The organism is Nostoc sp. DedSLP04 (genome assembly GCF_034530775.1).
Classification (GTDB): domain Bacteria; phylum Cyanobacteriota; class Cyanobacteriia; order Cyanobacteriales; family Nostocaceae; genus Nostoc.
Genome location: NZ_JAVRCL010000042.1, coordinates 1 through 24,088, shown reverse-complemented (window position 1 = coordinate 24,088; position 24,088 = coordinate 1). Strand labels below are relative to the sequence as shown.

Sequence of the window (24,088 nt, the reverse complement as noted above, 5' to 3'; positions counted from 1 at the left end):
GGGGCATTGGTCATTTGTTAGTGAACTAATGACCAATAACAAATGACAATTGACTGTTACTTATTTTGTTGCCAAGCCAAAACTTTTTCTGTTTCTGCCAAGGCTGGACTGATGCCAAACCAGCGCCCCACAGGATCTCGATATTCAAACAAATACATACTTCTTAGTAAGCTCTGATAGTCAGACTCACCTTTAACTCTCTGCTGCTGTACTACTTCAAACAATAATTCCCACTGGGATTCATCAATAGCTAATAGCAAATCGTCGCGGTAGTCCTTAATCACGGCTTCTAAGCAGTCCCTAGAAAAAGGCGGATCTTGTCGTTGCAGGCAGCTATAAAGTAAGCCTAATAAGTTACGAATGTGACCACCACTAACGCGACATAGACGATCCAAGGTTTCGGAGCGATCGAATAATTCTGTAATTAATGAAAGTCTGCTATTCAAAGGAACTTCTGGAAAAGCTCTAGCTAGAACTAACTGGCGCACTAGTGACATTCCTGGTTCGTAGTCACTGCCATCTCTTTGCCGCACTAATACCATCGGTAGTACTTTTGGTGCAATCCCTCCCCCCAGACGATTTTTCAGTGTCTCATACTCATTGGAGAAAATTAACGTTAGAGGAATTGTGTAAACTAGGTGGCATTTAAGTCGGCGTAACTGTTCGCCTCGGTCAATGAAGAGATATTCTGGTTGCGATCGCCCGGATGCTAAGGGACGCATATCTACTCGATCCAAATTATCTACAATCACTACCAGTCCTTTTTGACCCCTTAGCTTTAGCTGTTCAACAGCCTTTTCTAAAATCTCTTCGTTAATCGCCTGCAAAATACTATTGGTACGTGGTTCCAGATATTGCCTCAGTTGATTCCGCATCTGGGTGCTATCTTTGGTTTTGGCGGTAATTTTGGCAATACCCAAGGACAACTCTGCTTGTCCAGAAAGTTCTATGGGGCTTTGCAAAAAATCGCCTACTTCTTTAAACAAATTGGTAAAGTAACCAGGTTTGAGTTTAATGCTAATCCCTTCTAAACTGGCACTGACTTGACGGGCTACACTCAGCAAAATATCGCTGATATCAATATCTGCCATGTCTAAGTCTTGACTGGACTCAAAATAAACCACATGAAATCCTGCCAATTCTAGTTCTGTCTTGAGGCGCTGCAATTCCGTTGACTTACCGCAGCCGATATGGCCTGTAAATAACTGACAGGTTGGCTCGTCAGGAGAAATACGAATGATAGTTCGTTGCAATTCTTCGACAATCTTGCAACCACGTACATCAGCAAAATCTATGTAATACTGCCGATCTAGTACGTTACTTATATTTAGCGTGTAGCTAGGGTTACATGCTTTATAAAAACGTGACAAATTTAATGTCGTTTTCATGTATGTAGAGGTTTATGTAGATGCAGCTTAGTTTGAATTCTTTATACAATTAATCCCTATCTAGGATGTAGATAGAGGATTGACTCGCAAGATGGTAGTGTCTTGCAAAAGACAGTACTTGTCGCCAGATTACTGTCAGTAGTATGGTAGAGATTTAATCGATCCTAATAGCGAATGGCACTAAGATAATGCAAACCCATTATCTACAAAGCTTTTGGGTGTGGGGTGTAGGGTGTGGGGTATAGTGACGAATAACTTTATTTATGTTCGCACTTATTTTTACTTTTCTTGATTTTTCCAAACCTACACTCTATTCCCTATACCCTTACCTGGCAAGGATTCATCTTTTATTGGTGCCGCTCTACCTGTCAGCTCTTAAGCATATCTGTCCTTTTTACACCTGCTATTGAAGTTTTGACAATCTCTCCCTTCTGTTTGACATGCCACAAAATTATATGGTTTAGGGAGCAAGTAAAAAAAACTACAAATTTTCATGGTTCTCAGTTTGGATGGCTGATGGGTGTAACTGGTATGAATTATAGCAAGGTATACAGAGATCCAGGAATACTTATGTATCATTTCACATTCTATTTGTCAAGAAAGCCAAATCCCACACATCTCAATTAATATTTTGTAATCTTTAAGGAAAAATCTTCAAAAATAACTTGTCAAAAAGACTACAGTCAGTTAAAAATGGACACCGGAAACTTTAATAGAACTAATTACTAGCGCCATAATCATTGTGTAGTTACTGTAAAGTGTTACTAAAAATAAAAAAAGTCTTGAGGAGAGCGGCTAAAAGATGCCAACAGTGTTTACTGAAATTAATAATGATACGAGCTTGTTAAGGAATTTAGATTGCAACCAAAAAGGGGTGTGAATGGCTGGCATAATATCAGTTTCCCGCACGCATCTAGCCCAGCGTCGCCAGAAATTGCGTCGGCAGCGGCAGATGAAAATTATTCAAGCTATTTGGCGAACCTTTGCCATTACTGGTTTAGCGGGTGGATTGTTGTGGGTGGCAGTCCAACCGATGTGGATGCTAAAGGCTCCCAAACAAATAGTGATGAAATCAGGCAATAAATTGCTGTCAGATCAAACAACTCAGTCATTGTTGGTGCTGTCTTACCCTCAGTCTTTGTGGCGGATTGAACCGTCAGCGATCGCTAACTCTTTGAAAAAACAGCCAACTATTGCCCAAGCGATCGTCAGACGCCGCCTATTTCCTCCTGGATTAATCATTGAAATCCAAGAACGAGTACCTGTAGCGGTAACTCAAACACGTGGCAACAAAAAAGTAACAATCGGCTTACTAGATGCAAGTGGGGCCTGGATGCCTTTAGAAAAATATACATCACTGAATCCTACTAAAAAATTACCAAATCTCAGAGTAATTGGTTCGCCAAATCAATATTGCCTTTACTGGACTCAACTCCATGAAGCTGTGAGTCAAAGTCCCGTGAAAGTTATAGAAATTGATTGCCAAAATCCAACAAATTTAATTTTGAAAACAGAATTAGGAAACGTGCATCTCGGTGTACCAAGTCCCCAATTGTCTGAACAATTTAAGGTACTCGCCCAAATGCGTCATTTAGCAACAAAATTTAATTCTGGTCAAATAGAGTATATCGATCTGAAAAATCCTGAACTTCCATTAGTACAAATGAACCAAAAAGATCAAAAATTAACTGCCAAAATTCCTAAAAACATCTAGCGTGTTTATTATTTTGATAGTTTCTAGTAAATTAAGAAGCTTTATGCTGATAAATATATTTATTATTTTCAGTTTTCCAGCAAATCGCCCGAAAATCGGCATTAACTTCTAATTAAAATGAGAAAATCAATCATAAAATCTCTATTGCGAGTAACAGACCCTCAATTGTTACCCTAACATCTAATAGTAGGGTGCAAAATGTCAGACAGTCTAATGATGGCCTATCGCGTATAAAACGCCTTCTGCCCATACATTCCTTGACTAAACCCAGTGCAAAAAAGAGAACATTGCTTGAGCTTTTCATTCAGATTCAGACTCGTGAGCAGAAGTCACTGATGGAACGGTTTATGCCGCCATCCAAGTGCAGAAGCAAAAAGGCTCTGGCTTTGGTCTGTTGAGGACACTTCCAAAGACAGTTTACCGAAGTTTCAATCTGTAACGAAAAATGCCAGCCAAAATTGCGTAAGCATTGCTTCTGGGCAATAAGTTTGGACTGTTCTGTGCTGTAATTCCTATTAGGTGACGAAATCTCTTAGGAAATCTTGATTTGTTGGCCGCACTAGTGAGAGTTTTTGTAAGATAGACTATTGCTTCAACAAAGTGTCCATTGTGACCACCCAAACAACAAATTAATCAGGTATAGTCTGACAAGTAAATTCTTGCTTAGTTTAACTTAAGCATAAGTAAGTAGAAGGTAAATTTTGTGTCTAAAGCTGCAATTATGCCCAATGGTAAAACTTATTAACAATATTATTATTGAGACAGAGAAGATACGCTGTAGTGTGTCTTTACCAGTTATGCCCGCCGCTGAGAATAATCAAGAGATTAATGTCTGGTTGAAGTTATACAGGTCAGTTTTAGATAAATATAGGTATACTTCTCTAGAATTGGCTGTGCGATCGGCTGTGTTAAAAGCTCATCCCATAGCAAATTTTCGCACTGCCAATTCTGTTAGGCTTGGCAGTAGTGAAAACAATAAAGAACAACGCCATATTATTGTGGCATTGTCAAACTAAAGTTGACTCTTAGGTGAATAACACCTGAAAAAGTCGTTTATCTACCCTTTCACAAATCCAATGACACTTGATAATAACCAAGGACTTAACTATAAAAATTCCCAATCTACGGGACAGCCGGGGTTCTCTCTGGCAGTTAACTCGACCAATCCCTTTAATAACTCTGGGCTGAACTTCGGGCAAAATCACGATAATAAAAAAATTTCTCCGGAAAATAGCCGAATTGGTGAGATTGTTCCTGGTCGGGTCGCCAACATCAAAGTGATTGGTGTCGGTGGTGGTGGTGGCAATGCTGTTAACCGCATGATCGAGTCTGATGTCTCTGGCGTAGAGTTTTGGTCAATTAATACTGATGCCCAAGCTCTTACCTTAGCTGGCGCTCCAAGTCGATTGCAAATTGGGCAGAAGCTAACGAGGGGTTTAGGAGCAGGTGGTAATCCTGCTATTGGTCAAAAGGCAGCTGAGGAATCACGGGACGAAATTGCTACGGCTTTAGAGGGTGCAGATTTAGTATTTATCACTGCTGGTATGGGGGGTGGTACTGGGACGGGTGCAGCACCAATCGTGGCAGAAGTGGCCAAAGAAATGGGTGCCCTCACTGTTGGTGTAGTCACACGTCCATTTGTTTTTGAGGGACGCCGCCGCACCAGTCAAGCAGAACAAGGTATTGAAGGACTAAAAAGTAGAGTAGATACACTGATCATTATCCCTAACAACAAACTGCTGGAAGTGATCCCCGAACAAACGCCTGTGCAAGAGGCTTTTCGTTATGCAGATGATGTACTGCGGCAAGGGGTGCAAGGTATTTCTGATATCATCACGATCCCCGGTTTGGTAAACGTTGACTTTGCTGATGTCCGAGCAGTTATGGCAGATGCGGGATCGGCATTGATGGGAATTGGCGTTAGTTCTGGAAAATCTAGAGCCAGAGAAGCTGCGATCGCAGCTATTTCTTCACCATTACTAGAGTGTTCTATTGAAGGCGCTAGAGGAGTTGTATTTAATATTACAGGTGGTACTGACCTGACTTTGCATGAAGTTAATGCAGCGGCAGAAGCAATCTATGAAGTAGTCGATCCCAACGCCAATATTATTTTTGGGGCTGTAATTGATGACAGGCTCCAAGGTGAGGTAAGAATTACTGTAATTGCCACTGGATTTACAGGTGAAGTGCAAGCTGCGGTACAACAAAGCGTGGCTAACGTTCGAGTAGCACCTAATACCTCGAAGCGTCCAACAACACAGCAACCGACAGTTAATACCCCAACCTCAACTCCAAGTTCAACTCCAACCCCAACTCCAATTCCAGAACCAAAGGAAAAACCTGGATTAGATATCCCTGATTTTCTGAGAAACCGACGTACACCAAGGAATTAAAAGATTTGGAATTTGGGATTTTAGATTAACTTAGCAGTCTCCGGTCAGGCTGAACGCTGTATAAAATCTGCTACTGCCACCAGGGTTTTACCAAGGGCAGGGATAAGCAATCTTTTGCCATACCCAATTTTGCCAATTGGTAAAAAAACTTGTGAAGGCTACTTTATAGAATGAATTTGGGCAGGAGTCTACTGGCTTGCATGTCCAGCTATGCTTTCAGAACAAAACAATAGGAATACCTGCCCAACTATGGATGCATCACCGATAGCGCAGTGTTAGCAAGTCTTCAGTCTTCTCTCAAAGAAAGGCGCCAAAGGCGATAGCACAGCGTTAGCTAGTCATTAAGCGTCACGAGCGTTACAGGCGATCGTAGACATGAATGCATCTACCCTTTACGATCCACTAAACTCATATTCCGTACAAGTAAATATATTTACTTAAAACAAGTAGCGTAGGAAACAAGCCCACGCAAGTGTCCAAAAGAAGTCTGTTTGCTGGAAAGTTAGGACATGAAACAAAAAAATAAATGTAAATTATTTTTGGATTTTTAGTCTCTGTTCAATCCATTGAATAACCTGATGACCAAGGCGAGTACCATCTAGACGGTCAATCTCACGAATTCCGGTAGGACTAGTGACGTTAACTTCAGTTAGGTAGCCACCGATAACGTCAATACCCACAAAAATTAAGCCGTCTTGGCGTAAGCGTTCGGCTACTTGGGTACAAATTTCATACTCCCTTGGGGTAATTTCGGTTTGAGCAACTGTACCACCAGTTGCCATATTATTGCGAAAATCAGTCCCACTAGAGAGGCGATTGAGCGCACCAATTGGTTCACCATTGAGCAAGATAATTCGCTTATCTCCTTCTTTTGCCTCTGGTAAATAGGTTTGTACCATTACTGGTACTTTACCTTGGAGGGTACTGAGTTCAATAATAGAGTTAAAATTGCGATCGCCTGATTGCAAAAACAAAATTCCTTCGCCAGCTTTATTACCCAACGGTTTGAGAACTGCTGCCCCCTTTGCTTCCACGAATTGCCGGATAAATTGCTTATCAGCACTGACAATCGTTTCAGGAATCGCCTTGGTAAACTGAAGAGCGTACATTTTTTCATTTGCCCCTCGGATGCCACTGGCACTGTTAATCACCAGGGTTTTATTTTGATCGATATAATCCAGAATGTAGGTGGCATAGAGGTAGGAATCATTGACAGGTGGATCTGTCCGCATAAATACGGCGTCCATTGTCTCTAAAGAAGTTAAGGAGGAATCGCTTAACTTATACCAAAGATTCGCCGCTACCCAGCGTCCCTCTACCAACTGTACTGGTACAACTTCAACTCGCTGTAGAACAGCCAAAGCTTTGCCCTCCGCCACACTCAGCAGATTTGCTTGAGTCACCCAAACTTCGTGTCCCAGGATTTGCGCTGCTTCAATTAGGGCAACACTAGTATCATGACACGGGTCAAGCAGATGGATGGGATCAATGATAAAAGCCAGTTTCACCCTTTATACCTCAATCACCAAGAAATTAAATGGTTATTCAATTATTATCTCTTGATGCTCTCACCAATTGATGTACATATGTACTGCTGAGTAGAATCTGGAGGGTAAAGTCTTGTGGACAGATTGGTTTTGTGAGGAAACCTGTAGACAAGGCAGCGTGTTATTTTTCTAGAATTGTAGCGACTACCGTGTAATTGCAGTGGTTTGTCGCTATCGCAATACCTTCTGAACCTATACGCTATTGCTAGAAGTTAGTAGCTCATCCAGCTTGCCTTGACTATCTAAAGCGTGGATATCATCACAACCACCAATATGATCGTCATTGATGAAAATTTGCGGTAAAGAACGGCGTCCATTTGCTCTTTGAGCCATTTTATTTCTGGCTGCTTCATCCCCATCAATGCTGTATTCGATAAATTCAACACCCTTGTTTTTCAGCAAACTTTTAGCACGAATGCAAAACGGGCAAGTCCTCCAAGTGTAAATTTCTACTTTTGCAGCCATGATATCCTCAACTTGATTTAATACTTTTTAATTTTAGAGCTTTGCCACTGACTGTGACTGCTTTATTCATTCATAACCTAATCTACAGAAGGCGCTGATGTAAGTAGGCAAAAATAAATAAAAGTAATGTTAAGTAATGTAAAAATATTGAGATTAATTTGTAGTGTATCTCTTTGGGAAAGCAAGCTACACGTAGCGTCTACAAACCTTGAATTATTTACGCAGCTTTATTTAAACTCCAAGGTTAAGCTAGCCAACTATTATGTAGATTATTTTTATTTTGCATCTGACCTAACCAGCTAATAATATTTCAGTTTAAATGCTAGCAATAGCAGTAATTATATTTAGATTGTTTCTGTCGCTCAAATTTTTTCGCTACTAAGCGCTAATTAAAAAGCAGGAATTATTGAGGTGAGTTCTAGTTTAGTGTTTCTTACCTCTAACAAAAATGGGTCTAGAAGAGCATAAGCATTTCTAAACCCATATTTAAGCTTTCTCCTACTAAAACTCAGCAGTGTGGTTTAATTTTGGGAAATATTTTTTTTGTTTTTCTTCTTGAGTCTGAAAACACCCAAGGCAAATAATCCTAATGCTGCGGTTGTACTGGGTTCAGGTACTTTTTTCGGTTGAGGTGCAGGGGGTTGATAGTAAGGCGGTACTGATGGTACAGGTGTTGGAGCAGGTGCGGGTGCGGGTGCTGGTGCTGGCGCTGGCGCTGGTGCTGGTGCTGGCGCTGGTGCTGGCGCTGGTGCTGGCGCTGGTGCGGGTGTTGGTGCTGGCGCTGGTGCTGGCGCTGGTGCGGGTGTTGGTGCTGGCGCTGGTGCGGGTGTTGGCGCTGGTGCGGGTGTTGGTGCTGGCGCTGGTGCTGGTGCTGGCACTGGTGCTGGTGCTGGTGTGGGCTTAGGTGTAGCAGTTTCCTTCTCAGCTTTATCACATTCTATTTTTTTGTTGTAAGCATCGGCTTTTTTGTTGTCAGCTTCTTTGTCAGCTTTGTCGCAATCAGCTTTCTTGTTGTCAGCGTCTTTCTGAGCTTTCTCATAATCAGCTTTTTTGTTATTAGCGTCTTTCTGAGCTTTGTCACAATCAGCTTTCTTGTTGTCAGCGTCTTTCTGAGCTTTGTCACAATCAGCTTTCTTGTTGTCAGCGTCTTTCTGAGCTTTGTCATAATCAGCTTTCTTGTTGTCAGCTTCTTTCTGAGCTTTGTCACAATCAGCTTTCTTGGTGTCAGCGTCTTTCTGAGCTTTGTTACAATCAGCTTTCTTGTTGTCAGCGTCTTTCTGAGCTTTCTCATAATCAGCTTTCTTGTTATTAGCGTCTTTCTGAGACTTCTCATAATCAGCTTTCTTGTTGTCAGCGTCTTTCTGAGCTTTGTCACAATCAGCTTTCTTGTTGTCAGCGTCTTTCTGAGCTTTCTCATAATCAGCTTTCTTGTTATTAGCGTCTTTCTGAGCTTTGTCACAATCAGCTTTCCTGGTATCAGCGTCTTTCTGAGCTTTCTCATAATCGGCTTTTTTGTTGTCAGCGTCTTTCTGAGCTTTCTCATAATCAGCTTTCTTGTTGCCAGTGTCTTTCTGATATTTATCGTAATCGGCTTTCTTGCTGTCAGCCTCTTTCTGAGATTTCTCATAATCGGCTTTTTTGTTGTCAGCCTCTTTCTGAGCTTTCTCATAATCGACCTTCTTGCTGTCAGTATCTTTCTGAGATTTCTCAGTATCAGCTTTCTTGCTGTCAGCATCTTTCTGAGATTTCTCATAATCAGCTTTCACTAGCTTTGCTAGTTCATCTGTCTGGTTCATCTGAATAACTGATTTGTTATATGCTTCTCTGACAGCTTCTAAAGGTGTTGGTGCGGGTGCTGGTGAATTTTTGTTGCTGTTGCCATTATCATTTCCTGCCTGTGCTTGAGGCATTTGCGATCCTACAGCTAAGCTGAATGATAATAGGCCACAGGTTATATAGCCAACTATTTTTTTTGAATATGCTTGAGACATGTAAATCAAACCTCTGTGTCTTAAACAAGATATGGAAAAACTCTTAATAATGATGTTGATATGAGTGCTATTAAACATCACTAGCTAATCTAAAATGGCACAAAAAGTTTAGATTTAATACTATTTTTTTAAACTTTATATAAAATTTAATAGAGTATAAAGAAATGAGTTTACCGCAATTATTTTACAATAATCCAGCATTTTTACTATAAAAAGTTTTTGGTTGAAATACGTAATTGTCGTAGCTTTAATTGAAAAATTAAATCTTTGCTTTAAAATTATAAATAAATTACTTAAGTAATCTTGATAGACTATTTTGAATTAAATTAAAGATATTATTCAGGAAGTCGATTGGCTATGAGTTTACAATAATTTAGGGAAGGCGATCGCCTTCCCTAAAGTTAAATATTCATTGTGGTAGTGTATAGTGATTATACTGAATTCGCTTATCGACGCACCCAGCCATTGATAGTAAATCGACTATCTCCAAAAGCTTGAGAGGGACAACTCACAGGCAGTACTTCGTGCATATAACGGCTGATAAAGAATACAATGCTGTTGTTGCGAGGTTCAACTGTTTTGAACGTCTCAGCATTTACATATACGTTATTTTCAATTTTGCTGTCGTAGATCAGCAACTCTCCACCAGAAAATGATTTTGGTTCTTGATAAAAGTAATAAACGTATGTTAGCTCTCTAGTAGCAGTATCCGAACTGCCATTATCATTATGAAGTTTGTAATAGTTACCATCATTATGTGCAGTGAGTTGACTTTCAATTTGTGATACAGAAAATGATGGTAAGTTTAATTTGCTTATAATATCAGGAATCATTGTTTGAATTTTCTTTAATATCAGTTCTGAAAATTCAGGGAATGAGTAGATAACCATTGATTGGCGATAATTAATGTCGTTGGTAGAAGTATTGCTTGGCAAAAAAACCGACTCTTTTTTAAGGACGTATTCGAGTAAATTCTTGTGTTCTTCTGGTTTAAGAAAATTATCTATTTGTATATAATCAGAAGCCAAAATATAATCATTTTGCAGTTGTATTTTCTCTGATTGCTGTACAAAAATTGGGGGTTCTGTAACTACGCCTATAAGATGTTCGCTAGGAAAACACAAAACCGAGCGACCTTCATTGATGGGAATTTGGAATAAATTCTGTAACTCAGATTCTTGTTTGTAGGCGCGAGCCACAACTGTTGTTAAAAGGCTATGCAGTATAGGTGCATCTGATTTTAAATAAACGGTGTATTGATGTCCTCCAGTTAAAAGAAGCTGTACTTTGATATCTTTTGACTCAAGTTGCTGTGAAGCTAATTGCATATACCTCTCTTTCTATAATGTTGATAAATGAGATAACTCTAAAAGTCATACTGAAAGGTTAATAGAGCACTTATAGCAGATTTAAAGTTGTGAGATAGACAAGCTAAATCTGTTACCCAGATATAAAGCATGTTTTACTCCTAAATTCTAAATTCTGCTGTATAAAATTAAGTAAAAACAAGTTCAATGCTTAAATCTTTATATGTAATTGAGTTTATTTAGTGATAAATTCAATTACTGTATCAGCTACGAAACAGAAAAATACCATTAATCAATTGTTCTAGCACGTCTTTTATAATATTGTCATTCAGCAAATTCCACATAAACCGATAAAGCTTTAGTAAAGTATAAATATCTATTATTTCAATAAAAATGCCATAGTTACTATTAACTACGGCATTTTCAATTAGAAATTAAAAATTTATTTCAGTATTTACTGGGAATCAACGGCGTATTCAATGAGCTTGGCAAGGCGTTGACGTAGGGTTTCTAATCCCAAACGCTGACTCGCAGAAATAAATACCGCGAGAGGGAATTCTTCTCTAGCTAGGGCTAGTGTCTCACTATTGGCTTGATCGATCTTATTAAAAATCACTAGCGCCGGACCAGGAGTTATTGGCATTTGTGCCAAAATTTCTCTGACTGAGCGAATATGACGCAACCAAGCTGGGTGAGACAAATCCACCAAGTGTAGTAGGGCATCGGCTTCTGTAACTTCCTCCAAAGTGGCGCGGAAGGCATCCATTAACGATGCAGGCAGTTCGTGTATAAACCCTACTGTATCTGTAATCAGAATCTCCTGATGTTCATTTGTTTCGCCATAAGGAATCACTAGGCGGCGCGTGGTGGGATCGAGAGTGGCAAATAACTGGTCGGCTGTATAAACTTCTGCATTCGTGAGAGCATTCAGCAAAGTAGACTTGCCAGCGTTGGTATATCCAACTAAAGCGACTGAAGGAACTTCTCGATGCTGCCGTCGCTGCCGTAACCGCGAACGATGGGCCTGCAATTGGTTCACTTCTTTTTGCAGTCGAGAAATGCGCTGCCCAATTGCACGGCGCTCAGTTTCCAGTTTGGTTTCACCAGGACCACGAGTCCCAATACCACCACCCAATCGGGACATGGTGCGACCTCTACCAGCTAGTCGCGGTTGCATGTATTCTAACTGTGCTAGTTCTACTTGCAACTTACCGGCACGGGACTGAGCGCGTTGGGCAAAAATATCCAAAATTACTTCGGTGCGGTCAACCACCCGGATACCAATTTGCATTTCTAAGTTGCGGACTTGGGAGGGTGAGAGGTCGCGGTCAAAGACAACAAGGTTGACTCCTAGTGTTTGGGCGGTTAGGGCAATTTCTTGCACCTTACCTTCGCCAACTACGGTTTGGGGATGAACGCGCGATCGCTTTTGTTGTATTGTCTGTAATACATCTCCCCCAGCAGTATCAACTAAACGTGCCAACTCTAATAGGGTGTCTTGGAATTGTAGGGGAGTCATTTCACTAGTCATCAGCCCCACAATCAGCACGCGATCGTGGTCAGCATCTACTTCCTGGGCGATAAATTCACGCTGGAATTCCGCTTCCAGATTTTCTACCAAGTCTACTAAATCCTGGTCTGCCAGATCGTCTAAATCCAAAGGTGGCGATATATTCCAACTTGGGGATTGGATTTGGCTTTCGCCTATCTTGGGAGCCGCAGGACTAGTAATCAGGGTGCGAGACTCTTGGGGTGTCAGATGAGCTAGATAAGCTTCTTTGACATATCCAGTCGAACCGCCTCCCCGCCGTGTAAAGCCGGTTCCGGTAATATTTAGAACAACTAGGGCATCTAAGCGTTGCAGTGCCATAGCCGTGAGTGCCGCTTCGTTAGGCGGTTCTGGCTTTAGATGGGTGGCAATACAACGAATACCACTGAGTCGTTCTGCACCGTAACGGGGCAATTCCATCGGTGGTATTTGCGTTTGGCGTGGTGTGCCTACCCCGACGCGAATCACTTGTCCGCGACGGTTGATGTAGGCGCACACAGGCTGATTGACTTCTGTGCTAATTGCTGCCAGACGCTGGGAAAACTCAGGCGTGGTGATGCGATCGCCTGGTATGCGCTGGTGATACAGCCGCTGTAGTTGTTTCAGCTGGCTGGACTTCAGACCTTGGAGATTTCCAAAAATAGTTTCTATAGGCGTTTATGACCAGTTAAATGGCCCCCCGAATCCTTATATGTCTATTTTACAACAGGGTTTAGGCTCCTATCTCTCTCCTTTGAGGGATGCATTAGTAATTAGTTCGCGAGGGAATATATTTAGTAATGTATCAGCATCGCTTTTAATTTCAGTTAGTATTTTCAGTGAAGGTGTGAAGGCGATCGCTAAATTAATCGCTACATTAGTTGAGTCTTTCTAGCGGTTATTGAATTAAAGCTTGAAAGCGTTCATCTTCGCGGATACTATCAAAATATGAGTTGGTTTTTGCCCATTCACGGCATTCATCAGGACTTAGATTAATTGCTTGTTGTAGATTTTCCAGCGCCTGCTCAATATTACCTTGAACGGCATAACAGCAAGCTTTGTTGTACCAAGCTTCGTGTTTATCTGGTTTAAATTTCAGTGCTTGGTCGTAGGATGCGATCGCTTCTTCAGTGCGTCCCAAATTCCTTAGCGCAATCCCCCAGTTATTCCAAGCTTGGTGTTTGTCAGGTTTAATTTTCAATGCTTGCTTATAGGATGCAATTGCTTCTTCAAAGCGTCCCAAACTAACTAGTGCAATGCCCCGGTTGTACCAAGCATCGTGGTCATCAGGTTTAATTTTTAGTGCTTGGTCGTAGGATGCAATTGCTTCTTCATTGCGTCCCAAATCATCTAGTGCATTGCCCCGGTTGTTCCAAGTATCGTGGTCATCAGGTCGAATTTTCAGTGCTTGGTCGTAGGATGCAATTGCTTCTTCAAAGCGTCCCAAACTAACTAGTGCAATGCCCCGGTTGTACCAAGCATCGTGGTCATCAGGTTTAATTTTCAGTGCTTGGTCGTAGGATACAATTGCTTCTTCAAAGCGTCCTAAATTCCTTAGCACAATCCCCTGATTATTCCAAGCTTGGAGTTTATTAGGTTTAATTTTCAGTGCTTGGTCGTAGGATGCAATTGCTTCTTCAAAGCGTCCTAAATCCCTTAGCACAATGCCCCGGTTGTTCCAAGCTTCATAGCAATCAAGTTTAATCTTCAGTGCTTGGTTGTAGGATGCAATTGCTTCTTCATTGCGTCCTAAATTTCTTAGCGCATTGCCCCGGAAGTACCAAGCTTCGTGGTCATCTGGTTTAATTTTCAGTGCTTGGTCATAGGATGCAAGAGCTTCTTCAAAGCGTCCCAAATCATCTAGTGCATTGCCCCGTAAATACCATGCATAGTTGAAATCGGGTTCAATTTTTAGTCCTTGGTCATAGGATGCAAGAGCTTCTTCATAACGTTCTAAATGATTTAACGCAATGCCCCGGAAAAACAAAGCATAGTGGTAATCAGGTTTAATTTTCAGTGCTTGATTGTAGGATGCGATCGCTTTTGTATAATCTTGTCCACTAGAATGCAAATTTCCCAATTTCAACAGTAATTCTACTTGGCTACTAGTTACTTGATGATTTTCTGCAAGCAATTCCTGAATTTCTAGTATTTTTTGAGTTCTTTCTTTTGGTGTTAGCGTGAGATATTTTTCATAGTCTCCATCCTGGAGTATACGTGATGATTCTTGCTTGAGAGTTTCTGCATCTATAGGAAAGTCAAACAACCCCGAACGCCAGTCAAAGAAGTCTGGGGCGCGTTGAATAAAATATTTAATAGCAAATAGAGGTAGAAAGAAAACAAAACAAATATTAAAGCTATCTCTAAAACGTTCTCGCTGTTGATTCAGGTTAATTAAAACAGGTGGTACACTCTTCCAACTATATGAATAAATATCTCTACTATTCCAATCTGTCAATCTTTTAGACTCTTCATATTTATAAAATGAATGCTCTAAACCTATAATAAATAAAATATCTATCTGTTCTTTATTATCTAATTTATCTATGATTTCATATAAATTAGTAACAGCTTGCTTTAATCGCAAAACCTCAATATTTTTATTAGTTATATCTTCTTTAACTTTGCCAATTAATTGCTCACCCTCAGCCGGAGAACAACGAGCAAATAACAAGCCAAAGCCTTCTGTAAAGTTAAGAGTACGGACTAAGGCTTGATATTCTTCATTTGGTTCTGTTGGTAAATCTTTATCCCAATCAGTCAGTTCCAGTTTCATCAAGCTGTGTCTCACTAAAGTTCAAACTAGCAAAAGCATCTTGAAATTCTTTAATTCCTTTAATTAAAGGATGAATATCATACCAACATTGAATTTGTTCTTTTTTATCGCGGTAGCGATATTCCAAAATACAGCGATTGAATAATAAGTTACGGTGTTGTTCATCATTTACTATTTGTTTAGAATGATAAACTTTGGCTAGTGCTTGCCATTCATCTGCATAAACTGTATTGCGGTAGGTAATTCTAGTTTCGCTAATTGACCGTTGTAAAGCTCTAGTCGTAATCGGTAGATTATTAGTATATTTAATTGCTTCTTTCATTAATAATAGCAAATTCCGCACATGACCTCCACTCATTAAGCATAGTTGCTGTAAAGCTTCTGGCTGCTCAAACATATTTCTGATAGAAAGGTTAGAGTCAATCTGACTCACCCGCTTTTGCAACAATTCCTGGACTTTATTAATTCCTCGTTCATAACTTTTATTTTCAGGAGTTTGCACCATAATCATTGGTAAAACTTGAGCATCACTACCATAGATATCTCGTAAATCTGTAGCGCGGTTAGAGAACACCAATGAAATCGGTACTGTATAAATTAGATGGCAATTTAAAGCTTTGAGTTGTTCGCTACGATCTAAAAAAATATGTTCGTGATTGCTGCGTCCATCTTCTTGTGGTATGGGTACAATCCGATCTAGATTATCAGCGATGACTACTAGTTGAGAATATTCCGAAGGTAAGCGTTTTTTTGCATCTTCAATAAATTGATTCAAAGCCAAAATCAAAGTTGTGGTGTGCGGGTTAACTCTTTCGCGGATTTTGTGGCGGAGACTGGGTTCAGTTCTCAATTTGGCTGTGATTTTGGCAAAAAGAGGAATTTCCTTCTCTACCTCCAGACCTTCTAAAGATACGTCAGGTAGCAAATCTTTTAAATCACCCCAGCGGCTTTTCAACCATGACACCAAAGGTTCAGGATTAGCGTTATCTTTTAATGCTTCTAATAAACGTCGTGTACAAGCAAGGAGAATATCTGTATATTGGGCATCTTCTGGCTCGATATCTTGTTCATCAGCCGCAAAATAGACAACAAAACAACCTTGTTCATTTAAATATTTCTGAAGACGCAGCAATTCTGTTGATTTACCTGCACCACGATGACCGGCATAAAGTTGACAAGTCTTTCTGTCTGAGTACAAAATCTCTCTACCCACCTCTACCAAAATGTCGCCATCTCCTCGCACTTCCTGACAATCGACATAAACCGGATCTCCTGCGGGCAATGGTCGAAATGGGTCAAAAGCGTTGTATATCTTTTTTAAAGTTGCAAAATCCTGAGCCATAGGTAGAATTTACTAGATTAGTGCGATGATAACGTAGGATTGGGGACTGGGGACTGGGGACTGGGGACTGGGGACTGGGGATTGGGGATTGGGGATTGGGTAATCAACAGCCCTTAAATTCATTAGTGAAGTTTTGATACTCGTTGACTAGTATCAAAGACTCATTCACGAGTATCAAAGACTCGTCGGCGAGTATCAAAGACTCATTCACGAGTAAAAAAGACTCGTCGGCGAGTATCAAAGACTCATTCACGAGTATCAAAGACTCGTCGGCGAGTATCAAAGACTCATTCACGAGTAAAAAAGACTCGTTCACGAGTAAAAAAGACTCGTCGGCGAGTATCAAAGACTCATTAACAAAGACACTAAGCTAAAAAACATCTAACTTCTATAATCGAGTTAAGTATAACTCTTGTGGGGTGGGCATCCTGCCCGCCCAGTATATGCAATTTAAATGTAGAGCAGCTTAACAGAGAAGAAAAAAATCTTTACTTATTTGTCATTACACAAGAAAAGCCGGAGTTAAAGTTTTTCGCCACCGATTCACCAATTTTTGCAACTCCCCCGACAACCAGCCATCAAACTGGGGATATACTGGTAAACGCGCCATCAATTCCCACCCCGCAGGCTGTAAAATTTCTCTCAATGTTTGCTCCTGAACATGAGGATAATCGGGATTCACCTCATCTTTTGGCCCTATTCCGCCCAAATCTCGCGCACCAGCTTCGATACAAGCGAGTAACCATCGGTCATCTTTAACTAAATTCGGCGGAATTTGAATAGTAATATCTGGCGGTAAAATCTGACGTGCTTTAGCAATTACTTCTGGTAACTGATGAGGGTCAAAAGCTGATGCATCAAAGGTTTGCTGATGTCCTGGACTATGAGGTTGTAAAATAACTTCTTGAATGTGGTGATAACGTTGATGCAGTTCAGATATAGCTGTTAATGTTTCCCACCAATCATCAACTGTTTCCCCAATTCCTAACAGTAACCCAGTTGTAAAAGGGATCTGCAACTCTCCCGCCCATTGCAATTGCTGTAAACGGACTTCTGGTAATTTACTCGGTGCGTACCGATGTACACTATTTAACAATCTTGGCGTTAACTGTTCCAACATCAGCCCCATCGAAACATTCACACGCTTGAGCTTTTGCATTTCTTCAAAACTCAGTGGCCCCGCGTTTGTATGAGGTAAAAACCCCATTGAAAGTGCTAATTCACACAAATCATAAATCCGCTCAAACCACGCCTGACGCTTTGGCGAATGGGGATGCACTTCACCACTGAGTATAAGAATTTCACAGACTTTTTCGCTTTGAAGTGGTTTTAAAATACTGTCTGCATCTGAAATACTCATCCAGGGACTTTTACCCGGTTCGCTGCGAAAGTTGCAGTAACTACACTGATTAAAGCACTCGTAAGTGGGAACGATTGTATAAGCAGGGCTATAAGTGACAAGACGAGAATTATTAATTGGCATAAGCAGAATAAATTTGCTCTAGTAAGCAGCCCCAGACTTATTTTAGAGGCTGGAGATGCTAACTACAAACCTTTAATTATTCACGCCCACTTATTTATTAGATAAACAAGAACTATTTTGCTTTGTAAATTTCTGGTAACTGCCACCAAGAAACATGGGGATACTCGTGATGTTCTTCGTGATAGCCGAAATGATAGCACGTGAGAAATGACCACCAAATTGGACGGCTAATCGTTTGGGCACAATGAGGCTGAATATACCCTGCAATTGGTTCGCTATGTGGAAGGAAAGTACCAAAATAAAATAATTGGAATGAACTTAAAAGCGAAGGAAGTACCCAAAAAGTTATTAGATTAGCATGGGGTATATGAAGGATGCGATTAGCAAACTGATATATAAGAGTTAAAGCAATAACTTGTCCCCAACTCCAGTAACCTTTCATAAAATGGAAATACCAAGCAAAGAAGTTTTTGTGTATACCATTATGAAAATCTGGGTCGATTTGAGTTGCTGGATTTTGGTGGTGTAACCAATGCTTTTTTAATAATTTTTTATATGGTAAAAGACCATAAAGAGATAGAGTTAATGTCCCAATAAAATGATTAATCTTATTGTTTTGGGAAAACACTACCCCATGCATGGCATCATGAGATGTAATAAATAATCCCGTATATAAAAATGTTTGCCATAGTATAACGGGCAATAGCATCCAAAATTTTAACTTGGAGATATCAAGGGAAAGCAATAAACTCAGGCTAATGACCCATGCGCTAACAATGACAATAGCAATGAAAAGTCCTTTAAAGTGAGATTTACTTTTCACTACTGAAGTCAATTTTGTTTGATGACTGGGTGGTTGTTCTAACTCGATCACACTTTTACTCCGCCTAACATTCAGATGAAAATTCAAAAAATAAAATATAGTAATTACATAAACTACTAACTACTAGCCGGAAAACTGTGTTAGTGGTAAATGTTTTACACTGGACAATGCCGACGAACAAAAATATATAGAAATATTAAGATACTTGAACTATTATTACATAACTAGATGCTATTTTAAAAACCGTTTTCGGTTAAAAGGTTGGGTGATATGGATAAAGACACTGGTAAGATTAGTATTTCTTATAACCAGTGCCTTGTATTTGATACTTTCGGATAGAATCTAAGCCTGCAACAAAGACGCTCAATAATTAACGGGGAGTTTAAGAAATCAGGTGAAGTACGTCCCGCACGACGCTATAACCATTTAGATCCCAAAGTAGGTAAGCTAGAAAACCGATCATAGCCAAGCGACCGTTCCAAAGTTCAGACTGAGGAGTTAGCCCAAGTTCACCAGCATTGCGGTCTTTGCCATTGTATGCAGTTTCAGTTTGATCGCTAGGATAAAGTGCCATTGTGAAGTTTCCTTAAGAAGCTAATTACATTGTTCATATTACTTAAATTACCCATGTGACGCTATCTGTCTCTAGTCCTAAAGTAGAAACAACTCTAAAGAATGAGATTTTGAAGATGTTTAGGAAATACTTATCTAGCAAAAGTTCAATAATAGTTTTTATTACCCTTTAGAGTAGAGGTATTTTTACCAAACAACTGCGAATGAAAACTTATAATCTCGCTAAATAACTATTTTGGATATCATAAAAAATCTAACGAAAGTTAGAAGGTTTCTGGAATGTTATTGCTCAAAATAATAATAAAGAAAGAGCAAATAATATTTTTAAATTTACTACTTATATATAATAGTATGGCTCCTACGGTATTGATTACAGGTGCTTCTGAAGGTATTGGTAAAGCAACAGCTCTTTTATTTTCTCGGCAAGGATATGACCTTGTAATTACAGCTCGTCATGCTGACCGTTTGGAAGCTGTAGCGCAGGAGTTACAAAGCCTTGGTCGTGCAGCACCATTGACTGTTACTTGTGATGTCACTGACGCATCTCAAGTACACACCTTGGTACAAAAGGCATTGGAGCATTATGGTTATATCGATGTGTTAATAAACAATGCAGGCATCTTCGCATCAGGGCCCGTAGAGCAATTTTCTCTCAGTGATTGGCATCAAATTATAGACACTAATTTATGGGGATATATCCACACAATTAATACCCTTCTACCTCATTTCCTCGAGCGGGGTAGTGGAACTATAGTTAATTTAAGTTCCATTGGCGGTAAGGTACCAACTGCTTACTTAGTACCCTATTGCGCTAGTAAGTTTGGGGTGACAGGGTTGACGGAAGCGTTACAAGCAGAACTACAGCCAAAGGGGATTCATGTTTGTGGGATTTATCCGAATTTGATTAAGAGTACTTTAATGGAACGGGCAGTTTTTCGGGGCAAGGATAAGCAAGATGCTCAAACTCGTCGTGGACAGCTTGAGGTTGTGCTGAAAAATCCGGTAGTGGAGAAGCCTGAAGATGTGGCAAATGCTATCTGGGATGCAGTCAAGAATAAGAAATCGGAAGTGATGGTTGGTTCGGCGAATTTCTCGCAAGCTTTGTATCGCTTGTTTCCTGGTTTGATAAAGTGGGTTTCGCGGCAAGGGTTGAAAAATCAGGATAATTAATTTTTGCTGCTAGCACATTCTGCTATTGTTACTCGCATTCTCGTTTTGTTACATAGTGGCGATAGCGAAACATAGCTTCTAGTTGCACTTGCACTAACCAACCACTGACAAATTCAACTGTTCCTCCACCAGGCATAGAAAAAGAAATAGCATCAGTCAGCCTAGTTTTACCATTTTCCAGTTCAAATTCATGTCGATGTATCCAAGATTCAAAAGGCCCAGATATCTGTTCGTCGGTAAACAGGCGATATTTTTCACATTCAGTATGACGCGCTAACCAAGTTAAGGGTAATGGGCCGAGAAATAGGCGAAATTCTGTGATAGCGCCCACGTTCAGCCCTCCCTCACGACGAACCACTTGAACCGGCTGCCAAGGTGGATTCAAGAGTTGCAAAATATCTGGCCTTTCGTGAAATTTCCAAACTACTTCTGGTGAGGCATTAATGATTGAAGAATGTTTAAAGTGCAGCATGGAAAGAAAAACCTAAAATTCAGCTTTCAGATTCAGTATCAATTTCGATATCTAGGGTATCTTCATCAACCCGCACATACAAAATATTTGGGTTACAACAAACTTGACAATCTTCAACGTAAGATTGTTGTCCTCCAGCACTCAAATCAATAAAAGTTAAGTTTGGTTCGCCGCAATAAGCGCAGTAATACTTAGCTGTGTTTTGCATCAAGTTTTCAGCTATGAATTCAATGGCTGTAATTCTTTTGGAGATGGATTGATATAACTTTTAGCATCAGCCAAATGCTTTAGTAGTGTAGACTGTGGCAGAGGCCCTTGCAAGTGGCTCCAGGGTAATACTTGTTCTGTTGACCACTCGGTATGGACGTAGAAATCTAAGTCGGGGATTTGTCCTTTGAGTTGCTTGAAAGCACGTTTGTAACTACCCAAGGAATCGCCAAAGTCACGAGTAAGTTCTAGGAGTTGGGAGAGTCTGCGATCGCCTCTCGATAATAAAGCCTGTATAATCGACCAATTATAGCTTTCTGGGCGAAATTCTATCCCCTGTGGTTTTAGCTGTTTTTGCAAAAACTGCAACCGCTTTTCTGCTTGCCGATTTACTCCAAACCATTGAAACGGTGTGTGTGCTTTTGGTACAAAGGTACTACATCCGTATGTTAACCGCAATCCCGGCGCAGCTTTTTTGATATTACGCATCATTGCCACAGTTTGCTCTAAATCTTCTGCTTCTTCACCAGGAATTCCTGCCATTCCGTAGAGTTTCAAGCTTTTTAAGCCGCCAGCTTTGGCATTTATCGCTGCTTGGATAATTTCGTCGTTATGCAGCTTTTTGTTGACGATTTGGCGGATTTTCTCAGAACCACTTTCTACAGCAATGGTAAGCGATCGCGTGTCTCGTTTAGTCAAAGTTTCTGCTAACTGGACTGTTACAGTATTGGTTCGCACTGAGGCAATACTGAGACGGACATCATCGTACTTTGGCTGACTGATATAATCTAGCAAAGCTTCAAACTCTGGATGCTGTGTAACAGAAGCTCCTAATAATCCTAACCGATTTGTAACTTCTAAACCTTTGGCGATCGCTGGAATTAATGAATCTTCCAGACTGGCTGTTCTAAAAGGCAGTGTGAGATAACTCGCCAAACAAAAGCGGCACATTTCTGGACAACTTCTCACCACTTCCACCATATAAATATTTTCCCATGCCGCTTTTTGGGTGACTACAGTAGAAGCCGATAGGGTATTTCCCCGATAAGTTTGCTTTTGTACCACGGCAGGAATTTCGGGAGAAATTGGTTTAATTGATTTTACTTCACCATCTCTTGTGTGATATTCCACCTCATACAAACTAGGTACATAAATTCCTGGTATTTGTGCAAGTCTTTTTAGTTGAGTTTGTCTGGAGGCATTTCTGACTTCTTTGTAAGCCTCAATAAAATTTCCTAACAGAGTTTCGCCATCCCCCAGCAAAATTACATCAAAAAAATCTGCAAAAGGTTCGGGGTTAGCAGTGAGAACTGGGCCACCACCAAAAATTATCGGATGAGAATCATCACGAGAGGTTCCTCGAATGGGAATTTCTAAAGATTCCAGCAAATTTAAAATATTTACATAATCCAGTTCCCACGAAATCGAAAACCCCACAATTTCCGGCGTTCTGGGGAGTTGTTCGTGAGTATCTGTAAACAGGCGACTTACCTGCACATCATCACGCATTGCCAAAGTTGCCCACACCACCTGATAGCCAAGGCTAGTGATACCTACGCTGTACTCGTTGGGAAAGGCGAAGATTATGGGGATAGCGTTGGTGTCTGGGGTGGTAGGTGTAAAGAGAAGGCGTTCAGAGTCAAATACAGATGATGTCACAGGTGTTTGTTAGAGGCAAGTTTATCTATATTTAATTTTAAGCCATAGAATAATTAAGTTAAAAATCAATGTTATGGCGTTAGCAAGAATAATTGGCAAGGATTGTAAATAAATTCCATAGATGAGCCACAAAAAAACACCACTTATGAATGTAATCAGGGTAATTAAAGAAACATCTTTTGCTGATTTTGTTTGCCAAGTTTTAAACATCTGCGGCAAAAAAGAGATTGTGGTTATTGTGGCGGCAGCTAATCCTAAAATTGTTATAAAATCCATGTTTAATTATTTATATTAAGTTGCAATACCATAATATATAACAATTTTATCTGATTTTTGAAAATTACTTATTTAAATGAACGAATCATCCAAATGTCAAGATCATCAAATCTCCCAGATAAACAAATATTTAATTCGGGTGAATAGTGCCTCGTAGAAACTTTAATTCCCTAGTAATTAAAAATATTAATTTCCTTTCTACTTTATAAAATTGTTTAACCTAGTTAAAATAATCACATACTACTAATATACGTAATATAATATTAATTACCCATTTGCTTAAAGATTATGAAACATAAACGAGAAATTCTAGAAGCATTATTGTCTGGTTTATCTAGCATGGAGGAGTTTTATGACTCTCCAGATGTTATTTGTCGGCACTTTTCAAACTGGATAGACAGTGTTAAACAAATACTTGTTAGTGCTGACATGAATGATGAATTAAATAGTTGGAACAAAGCACTAAGCGGTACAATTTATTCAGATGATGGCTCTTTATGGGTAGCCATGTCAATCGCCAAAGCTACGCTTATAGGAATTCTTAATAAACTAGAAACTACTGAAATATTTAATACGCCCTATCTTAATCATGAAGATGTATTAAGTGCCGATAGAATGTCTAGTTTATATGTAATCCTCCACTGTTACGAAAATTCGGTTCGTTGCTTTATTGAAAAAATATTCTCAAAGGAACTTGGAGATAATTGGTGGGAACAAGTTGCAAATACAGATATGTTAAAGAAAGTAGAAAGAGTTAAAAATAAAGAAATAAAAAACAAGTGGGTTTCCCCAAGAGGAGGTAGTTCACCTCTTTATTGTATTGATTGGGGTGATTTGGCAAAATTGATTAAAAAGAAAGAAGAATTATTCCTACCTTACATTGGAGACATTAATTTTATTGACAATAGATTTGCTCAACTAGACTGGAGTTTAGACTAAAAGCGATATGAGAGAACGCGAATCAAATAGAATTA

At 39.9% G+C, this 24,088-nt stretch carries 21 protein-coding genes; 6 read left to right on the top strand and 15 right to left on the bottom strand.

From position 1 onward, the window contains the following. Positions 1–56 precede the first annotated feature (56 nt). The gene (locus RMX89_RS22450) at positions 57–1,388 is read right to left on the bottom strand and encodes a P-loop NTPase fold protein (protein WP_322690499.1); all 1,332 of its coding nucleotides are present in this window, start codon (positions 1,386–1,388) and stop codon (positions 57–59) included. Positions 1,389–2,268: 880 nt separating this feature from the next. Here RMX89_RS22450 and RMX89_RS22445 point away from each other — a divergent pair. From RMX89_RS22445 to ftsZ, 3 genes are all read left to right on the top strand, one after another. Beyond that, on the top strand, positions 2,269–3,102 hold the full coding sequence (locus RMX89_RS22445) for a cell division protein FtsQ/DivIB (protein WP_322674398.1): 834 nt from the start codon (positions 2,269–2,271) through the stop codon (positions 3,100–3,102). A gap of 728 nt (positions 3,103–3,830) precedes the next feature. Next, positions 3,831–4,118, top strand: a complete 288-nt coding sequence (locus RMX89_RS22440) for a hypothetical protein (RefSeq protein ID WP_322682504.1) — start codon at positions 3,831–3,833, stop codon at positions 4,116–4,118. A 60-nt stretch (positions 4,119–4,178) separates the two neighbouring features. Next, the gene (gene ftsZ, locus RMX89_RS22435; RefSeq protein WP_322674396.1) at positions 4,179–5,495 is read left to right on the top strand and encodes a cell division protein FtsZ; all 1,317 of its coding nucleotides are present in this window, start codon (positions 4,179–4,181) and stop codon (positions 5,493–5,495) included. A 533-nt stretch (positions 5,496–6,028) separates the two neighbouring features. Here the strand turns inward: ftsZ and gshB are convergent. From gshB to hflX, 5 genes are all read right to left on the bottom strand, one after another. Then, positions 6,029–7,003, bottom strand: coding sequence for a glutathione synthase (gshB, locus tag RMX89_RS22430; RefSeq protein WP_322690498.1), 975 nt, complete (start codon positions 7,001–7,003; stop codon positions 6,029–6,031). 231 nt (positions 7,004–7,234) lie between these two features. Further along, entirely contained in the window at positions 7,235–7,507 is a 273-nt protein-coding gene (gene grxC / locus RMX89_RS22425) for a glutaredoxin 3 (RefSeq protein ID WP_190893995.1), read from the bottom strand. Positions 7,508–8,028: 521 nt separating this feature from the next. Further along, complete coding sequence (locus tag RMX89_RS34565) at positions 8,029–9,498, bottom strand: PEP-CTERM sorting domain-containing protein (protein ID WP_416211999.1); 1,470 nt, start codon at positions 9,496–9,498, stop codon at positions 8,029–8,031. Positions 9,499–9,944: 446 nt separating this feature from the next. Beyond that, a complete protein-coding gene (locus RMX89_RS22415; protein WP_322690497.1) occupies positions 9,945–10,826 on the bottom strand; it encodes a 2OG-Fe(II) oxygenase in 882 nt (293 codons plus the stop codon). A gap of 433 nt (positions 10,827–11,259) precedes the next feature. Beyond that, complete coding sequence (gene hflX, locus RMX89_RS22410; RefSeq protein WP_322690519.1) at positions 11,260–13,005, bottom strand: GTPase HflX; 1,746 nt, start codon at positions 13,003–13,005, stop codon at positions 11,260–11,262. Between the two features lie 40 nt (positions 13,006–13,045). Between hflX and RMX89_RS22405 the strand changes: the two genes are divergently transcribed. Next, entirely contained in the window at positions 13,046–13,228 is a 183-nt protein-coding gene (locus RMX89_RS22405) for a hypothetical protein (RefSeq protein WP_322690496.1), read from the top strand. A 3-nt stretch (positions 13,229–13,231) separates the two neighbouring features. On the opposite strand, the gene RMX89_RS22400 is transcribed toward RMX89_RS22405, so the two are convergent. The 5 genes from RMX89_RS22400 to RMX89_RS22380 form a co-directional block, all read right to left on the bottom strand. Further along, positions 13,232–15,109: a tetratricopeptide repeat protein gene (locus RMX89_RS22400; protein WP_322690495.1), complete on the bottom strand. Its 1,878-nt coding sequence runs from the start codon at positions 15,107–15,109 to the stop codon at positions 13,232–13,234. Further along, the gene (locus tag RMX89_RS22395) at positions 15,090–16,451 is read right to left on the bottom strand and encodes an ATP-binding protein (protein WP_322690494.1); all 1,362 of its coding nucleotides are present in this window, start codon (positions 16,449–16,451) and stop codon (positions 15,090–15,092) included. Before RMX89_RS22395 ends, RMX89_RS22400 begins: the two co-directional genes overlap by 20 nt. A 502-nt stretch (positions 16,452–16,953) precedes the next feature. Next, complete coding sequence (gene cofG, locus RMX89_RS22390; protein ID WP_322690493.1) at positions 16,954–17,934, bottom strand: 7,8-didemethyl-8-hydroxy-5-deazariboflavin synthase subunit CofG; 981 nt, start codon at positions 17,932–17,934, stop codon at positions 16,954–16,956. Between the two features lie 112 nt (positions 17,935–18,046). Beyond that, positions 18,047–18,808 (bottom strand): beta-carotene ketolase CrtW, encoded by a 762-nt coding sequence (gene crtW / locus RMX89_RS22385; protein ID WP_322674389.1) that lies wholly within the window; start codon positions 18,806–18,808, stop codon positions 18,047–18,049. A gap of 331 nt (positions 18,809–19,139) precedes the next feature. Beyond that, a complete protein-coding gene (locus RMX89_RS22380; protein ID WP_322690492.1) occupies positions 19,140–19,331 on the bottom strand; it encodes a chlorophyll a/b-binding protein in 192 nt (63 codons plus the stop codon). A 350-nt stretch (positions 19,332–19,681) separates the two neighbouring features. Here RMX89_RS22380 and RMX89_RS22375 point away from each other — a divergent pair, with 350 nt between their 5' ends. Further along, entirely contained in the window at positions 19,682–20,500 is an 819-nt protein-coding gene (locus RMX89_RS22375) for an SDR family oxidoreductase (RefSeq protein ID WP_322690491.1), read from the top strand. 28 nt (positions 20,501–20,528) lie between these two features. Here RMX89_RS22375 and RMX89_RS22370 read toward each other — a convergent pair whose 3' ends face one another. The 4 genes from RMX89_RS22370 to RMX89_RS22355 are packed head-to-tail and all read right to left on the bottom strand — an operon-like array spanning position 20,529 to position 23,114. Beyond that, complete coding sequence (locus RMX89_RS22370) at positions 20,529–20,972, bottom strand: SRPBCC family protein (protein WP_322690490.1); 444 nt, start codon at positions 20,970–20,972, stop codon at positions 20,529–20,531. Between the two features lie 19 nt (positions 20,973–20,991). Beyond that, positions 20,992–21,180, bottom strand: coding sequence for a CPXCG motif-containing cysteine-rich protein (locus tag RMX89_RS22365; RefSeq protein WP_322690489.1), 189 nt, complete (start codon positions 21,178–21,180; stop codon positions 20,992–20,994). Between the two features lie 11 nt (positions 21,181–21,191). After that, positions 21,192–22,838, bottom strand: a complete 1,647-nt coding sequence (locus RMX89_RS22360; RefSeq protein ID WP_322690488.1) for a radical SAM protein — start codon at positions 22,836–22,838, stop codon at positions 21,192–21,194. A gap of 21 nt (positions 22,839–22,859) precedes the next feature. After that, positions 22,860–23,114 (bottom strand): SemiSWEET transporter, encoded by a 255-nt coding sequence (locus tag RMX89_RS22355; protein ID WP_322690487.1) that lies wholly within the window; start codon positions 23,112–23,114, stop codon positions 22,860–22,862. 288 nt (positions 23,115–23,402) lie between these two features. Here RMX89_RS22355 and RMX89_RS22350 point away from each other — a divergent pair, with 288 nt between their 5' ends. Beyond that, the gene (locus RMX89_RS22350) at positions 23,403–24,053 is read left to right on the top strand and encodes a hypothetical protein (protein ID WP_322690486.1); all 651 of its coding nucleotides are present in this window, start codon (positions 23,403–23,405) and stop codon (positions 24,051–24,053) included. Positions 24,054–24,088 lie beyond the last annotated feature (35 nt).

What these genes read in the sequence shown, in the direction of transcription:
- RMX89_RS22450 (WP_322690499.1), bottom strand. Translation starts at nt 1,388, where the DNA reads ATGAAAACGACATTAAATTTGTCACGTTTTTATAAAGCATGTAACCCT.
- RMX89_RS22445 (WP_322674398.1), top strand. Translation starts at nt 2,269, where the DNA reads ATGGCTGGCATAATATCAGTTTCCCGCACGCATCTAGCCCAGCGTCGC.
- RMX89_RS22440 (WP_322682504.1), top strand. Translation starts at nt 3,831, where the DNA reads ATGGTAAAACTTATTAACAATATTATTATTGAGACAGAGAAGATACGC.
- ftsZ (WP_322674396.1), top strand. Translation starts at nt 4,179, where the DNA reads ATGACACTTGATAATAACCAAGGACTTAACTATAAAAATTCCCAATCT.
- grxC (WP_190893995.1), bottom strand. Translation starts at nt 7,507, where the DNA reads ATGGCTGCAAAAGTAGAAATTTACACTTGGAGGACTTGCCCGTTTTGC.
- RMX89_RS34565 (WP_416211999.1), bottom strand. Translation starts at nt 9,498, where the DNA reads ATGTCTCAAGCATATTCAAAAAAAATAGTTGGCTATATAACCTGTGGC.
- RMX89_RS22415 (WP_322690497.1), bottom strand. Translation starts at nt 10,826, where the DNA reads ATGCAATTAGCTTCACAGCAACTTGAGTCAAAAGATATCAAAGTACAG.
- RMX89_RS22405 (WP_322690496.1), top strand. Translation starts at nt 13,046, where the DNA reads ATGTCTATTTTACAACAGGGTTTAGGCTCCTATCTCTCTCCTTTGAGG.
- RMX89_RS22400 (WP_322690495.1), bottom strand. Translation starts at nt 15,109, where the DNA reads ATGAAACTGGAACTGACTGATTGGGATAAAGATTTACCAACAGAACCA.
- RMX89_RS22395 (WP_322690494.1), bottom strand. Translation starts at nt 16,451, where the DNA reads ATGGCTCAGGATTTTGCAACTTTAAAAAAGATATACAACGCTTTTGAC.
- cofG (WP_322690493.1), bottom strand. Translation starts at nt 17,934, where the DNA reads ATGCCAATTAATAATTCTCGTCTTGTCACTTATAGCCCTGCTTATACA.
- RMX89_RS22380 (WP_322690492.1), bottom strand. Translation starts at nt 19,331, where the DNA reads ATGGCACTTTATCCTAGCGATCAAACTGAAACTGCATACAATGGCAAA.
- RMX89_RS22375 (WP_322690491.1), top strand. Translation starts at nt 19,682, where the DNA reads ATGGCTCCTACGGTATTGATTACAGGTGCTTCTGAAGGTATTGGTAAA.
- RMX89_RS22370 (WP_322690490.1), bottom strand. Translation starts at nt 20,972, where the DNA reads ATGCTGCACTTTAAACATTCTTCAATCATTAATGCCTCACCAGAAGTA.
- RMX89_RS22365 (WP_322690489.1), bottom strand. Translation starts at nt 21,180, where the DNA reads ATGCAAAACACAGCTAAGTATTACTGCGCTTATTGCGGCGAACCAAAC.
- RMX89_RS22355 (WP_322690487.1), bottom strand. Translation starts at nt 23,114, where the DNA reads ATGGATTTTATAACAATTTTAGGATTAGCTGCCGCCACAATAACCACA.
- RMX89_RS22350 (WP_322690486.1), top strand. Translation starts at nt 23,403, where the DNA reads ATGAAACATAAACGAGAAATTCTAGAAGCATTATTGTCTGGTTTATCT.